This is a genomic window from Paenibacillus sp. OT2-17, assembly GCF_009827695.1.
Taxonomy (GTDB): Bacteria; Bacillota; Bacilli; order Paenibacillales; family Paenibacillaceae; genus Paenibacillus; species Paenibacillus polymyxa_B.
The window spans coordinates 1-3,694 of record NZ_WUDQ01000369.1 but is presented as its reverse complement, the minus strand read 5'-3'; the positions used below and the strand labels follow the sequence as shown (position 1 = coordinate 3,694).

Annotated in this window: 5 protein-coding genes; all 5 read left to right on the top strand. The window is 46.1% G+C overall.

The window, feature by feature from the left end; genetic code table 11:
* Positions 1-715: fibronectin type III domain-containing protein (locus tag GRP75_RS21375; protein ID WP_483311105.1), on the top strand; the 715-nt coding region annotated here is incomplete at its 5' end.
* A 164-nt stretch (positions 716-879) separates the two neighbouring features.
* A complete protein-coding gene (locus GRP75_RS21370; RefSeq protein WP_160790301.1) occupies positions 880-1,437 on the top strand; it encodes a ribonuclease FAU-1 family protein in 558 nt (185 codons plus the stop codon).
* Positions 1,434-2,129: an ElyC/SanA/YdcF family protein gene (locus tag GRP75_RS21365; RefSeq protein ID WP_160790300.1), complete on the top strand. Its 696-nt coding sequence runs from the start codon at positions 1,434-1,436 to the stop codon at positions 2,127-2,129. The genes GRP75_RS21370 and GRP75_RS21365 overlap by 4 nt, the downstream gene beginning before the upstream one ends.
* Positions 2,130-2,244: 115 nt before the next feature.
* Positions 2,245-3,228, top strand: a complete 984-nt coding sequence (locus GRP75_RS21360) for an AAA family ATPase (RefSeq protein WP_160790299.1) — start codon at positions 2,245-2,247, stop codon at positions 3,226-3,228.
* 113 nt (positions 3,229-3,341) lie between these two features.
* Positions 3,342-3,694: HflX-like GTP-binding protein (locus GRP75_RS21355; RefSeq protein WP_483311104.1), on the top strand; the 353-nt coding region annotated here is incomplete at its 3' end.

The window sequence follows — 3,694 nt, the reverse complement described above, 5'->3', positions numbered from 1 at the left end:
GCAGAAGCCAGAAGAGCCGGTTCAGGCTACCGCTCCGAGCGGACTGAGCGGGTCTTATAGTCAGGACACCCAAATTGTATCGTTATCCTGGACTGCAGCTACGGGGGATAATGTACAATACCGTGTGTATCGCAAAGGGACTTCCGATACAGGCTTTGCAGCAATCATGGAGGCGATGAAGGGCACGAGTGGTGAAGACACGTCTCCTATAGCTGGAAACACGTATGAATATTATGTAGTAGCTTATGGGGCGGATGGTAAAGAGTCCGAAGCTTCTAATACGATCCGTGTGGAAATTCCGGCAGAGACAACTCCGGTTGATCCACAGCCAGGGACTGATCCAAACGAGAATGGAACCTTACCGGATAATGGCGGGGCTACAGACGGACAAAACGGTACAGATCAGGGAAATACAACTCCTGGCGGTACCAATAACAATAATGGCTCAGATCAGGTTCCGGTATCTCCTGGAGATACTAATGGGAATGGTGCTGGAGGCACAGGTAGCAATAGTGGCAATTCCGGCAATGGAAACGATACTAATCAGGGAAATGGTCAGACTACTACGCCGGATGCAGGGATTTCTGATGAAGATACTATGGTAAATCCAGAAAATACGGATGCATCTACGACTGAAGTCACAACCGATGGAACTCAAGAAGGCAATTCCAACGGTCATTCGAACTCCAATCGTGGACGTCACAATCGGAATTAGTAAGTATTGCTTTATGCAAGTTGAATTTGCTTCAAATCAAAGGTATTCTCGGATCAGTTCACGGTCTGAGAATACCTTTTTTGCTGTTATAAAGGGGTTCTTTTTGAGTGTACAGTTTAAATATGGTAAGCTGGTTTTACCAATGTTGGAGAGGAACATCATTTATGAAGCGCAAATTCGGAGACCGGGCCAACTGGCGCAGAATCACCAATCGCAAGTTTGCTTGCCGTTATGTAGAAAGTGACGCGTTTACAGGATATGTGACCCTGTATACAATTTTGAGTCTCAAGGAGCCGTTATGGAAAAGTTACGGTGGTCATACGTTTTGCATAGCCGATAAAGGATATTCCTGGCTGCAATATTATCCAAAAGGTGAGCACTATGTGGTGACTGCTATGTTTGACAATCGGGAGCAAATCGTTGAATGGTATATTGATACCTGCCGAAATCAGGGTGTGACCGATCAAGGAGTCCCATGGTTTGACGATTTGTATTTGGATGTTGTGGTGCTTAAAAACGGTGAAATCTTTCTAGTGGATGAGGATGAATTGGAGGAGGCGTTACAACGGGGGCATATCTCAACACAAGAGGCAGAATTGGCTAACCGTACGGCGGCTGATGTGTTACATCAGATAGATGCCCACGTGTTCCCCTATTTTAAAATGTCGCTGAAACACCGGGCAGAATGGTTTTACAACGGTGATTTCAAGAGAGAACGGTGAAAGTTTTGCAGTGGATTAAAGACACTGGGCCCAAACGTCCTGAGTTGAAAAGCAGGCAGAGTCGCCTTAAGAAAATATTTATGGTATCCAAGCGTCTTGTACTTTGTTTGATGATTTTCATTTTGGTCGGATTGGTATGGGCAGGTATCCGAGTGTGGAACATGAATACGGCCGCCTCTACCACTCCGCTCCAGCAAGTGCAAATTGGTATCGTACTAGGTGCTTCTATGTGGGGAGCTGAGCCCAGCCCTGGATTGAAGGAAAGGCTGGAAGAAGCCTTGCACTTATACCGCAACGGGACGGTACAGCGTCTAATTGTAAGTGGGGGACTGGATAAACCAGATTTTCCGTATACGGAGGCCGAGGGCATGCAACGCTATTTAGTAGATAAAGGGGTCCCTGTACAGCATATTGTGTTGGAAAACCATGCGACCAGTACTTACGAAAATCTGCTCTATAGCCAGCGCATCATGAAGGAGTATGGATGGACCTCCTCCGTGATCATTACACATAGCTATCATGGCCCTCGGGCAATGGAGATTGCTCAATTCTTGAATTTTGATCATCCTCAGATGGCTCTGACGGAATCCAAAGTGCTCAATATGCCAATTCATCAATCAAGAGAAGTATTGGCATACGCTAAATGGACGCTGCAACGGTGGTGGATCAGCGCTCAAACTTGGGTTGCCTGAATTTAAGAAAAGGCTTTGTGCACGTTCCCGTTGCTTTTATGCTAATAAGGACATGCCAGACCGAATACATTAATAGGGTAAGCTGTGCCTGAAGAAATGTTGAGGTGATGGATGCATGAACGGACGGGGAATCGCCGCGGGCAAGCGGTCGGAGGAGAGACCTTCCAGACAAATTAATGTCGTGCTGCGTAGCCCGGAGCCGATAGCTTCGGTGACTGTGGACGAGACGGAAGCAGTGGCTTCAACCAAGTCACAGGCGCTACCGCAGTATCTCAGTCTTTATCAGGAAATTCAGAAAGAACTCGATCATCTCGTCGGCTTGGATAACATCAAAGACCTGGTATTTGAGGTATATGCCTTTTTGCAAATCGCCCATATGCGCACGGATGCGGGATTGTTGAGCAATGCACACGTATATCACATGATTTTCAAAGGAAATACAGGTACGGGGAAAACGACAGTAGCCCGCATTATCGCTAAAATGCTGCAAAAAATGGGGGTACTGAGCAAAGGTCATCTGATTGAGGTGGAGAGGGCTGATCTGGTCGGTGAGTATATTGGGCACACTGCACAGAAAACGCGAGATCTGGTAAAGAAATCTCTTGGCGGCGTGTTGTTCATTGATGAGGCTTACAGTTTGGCACGCGGAGGGGAAAAGGATTTTGGAAAAGAAGCGATTGATACCTTGGTAAAGTCCATGGAAGACCAAAAAAATCAATTTATTTTGATTCTCGCTGGATACTCGGGAGAAATGGACTTTTTTTTACGAACGAATCCTGGTCTTCCTTCTCGCTTTCCAATCCAGTTGGATTTTCCTGATTATACTGTAGATCAGCTTATCCAAATTTCCGAGATGATGGCCAAGGAGCGGGATTATATTCTCATGCCTCAGTCCATAATTAAAATGAAGGAGCATTTGCTAAACGAGCGTAATGACAGTCTTCATGCATTTAGTAATGCACGCTATGTTCGTAACGTGATTGAAAAAGCAATTCGGCACCAAGCTGTCAGGTTGCTCAATCAGTACCGGAGCGGGCAACCCGGCAAGCAGGAATTGATGACGCTGCGTCCAGAGGATTTGAAAATGGACAAAAGATAGGCGATAATAGGAATCTGAATCACATCGAATGGTATGACATCGAACGGGGGCCGGCCTGAACATCAGGTCGGTCTCTGTTCGAGAGTTGACATGAAAATAAAGGAGCAAACAATATGGCGAACTCCACTCATGATACACAAACTGAAATGCAGGACAAGGCGGTACTGGTCAGTCTGATTACGGATGAAGTCAAACGATCTGGCATCAATACGGAATACTCGTTGGATGAGCTGGAGAAATTGGCTGAGACAGCGGGAGTTGAAGTACTGAGCGTCCTGACACAGAATAAGGAAGCCAAGGATTCAAAATGGTTTATTGGCAAAGGAAAAGTAGAGGAACTGCGTGCAGTTGCTGAAGAATTGGGAGCGAATACAGCTATTTTTGATCAGGAGCTCTCGGGAGCTCAGGTACGAAATCTGGAAGAAAGTCTGGATCTCAAAATTATTGACCGGACACAGTTGATTCT

What these genes read in the sequence shown, in the direction of transcription:
- GRP75_RS21370 (WP_160790301.1), top strand. Translation starts at nt 880, where the DNA reads ATGAAGCGCAAATTCGGAGACCGGGCCAACTGGCGCAGAATCACCAAT.
- GRP75_RS21360 (WP_160790299.1), top strand. Translation starts at nt 2,245, where the DNA reads ATGAACGGACGGGGAATCGCCGCGGGCAAGCGGTCGGAGGAGAGACCT.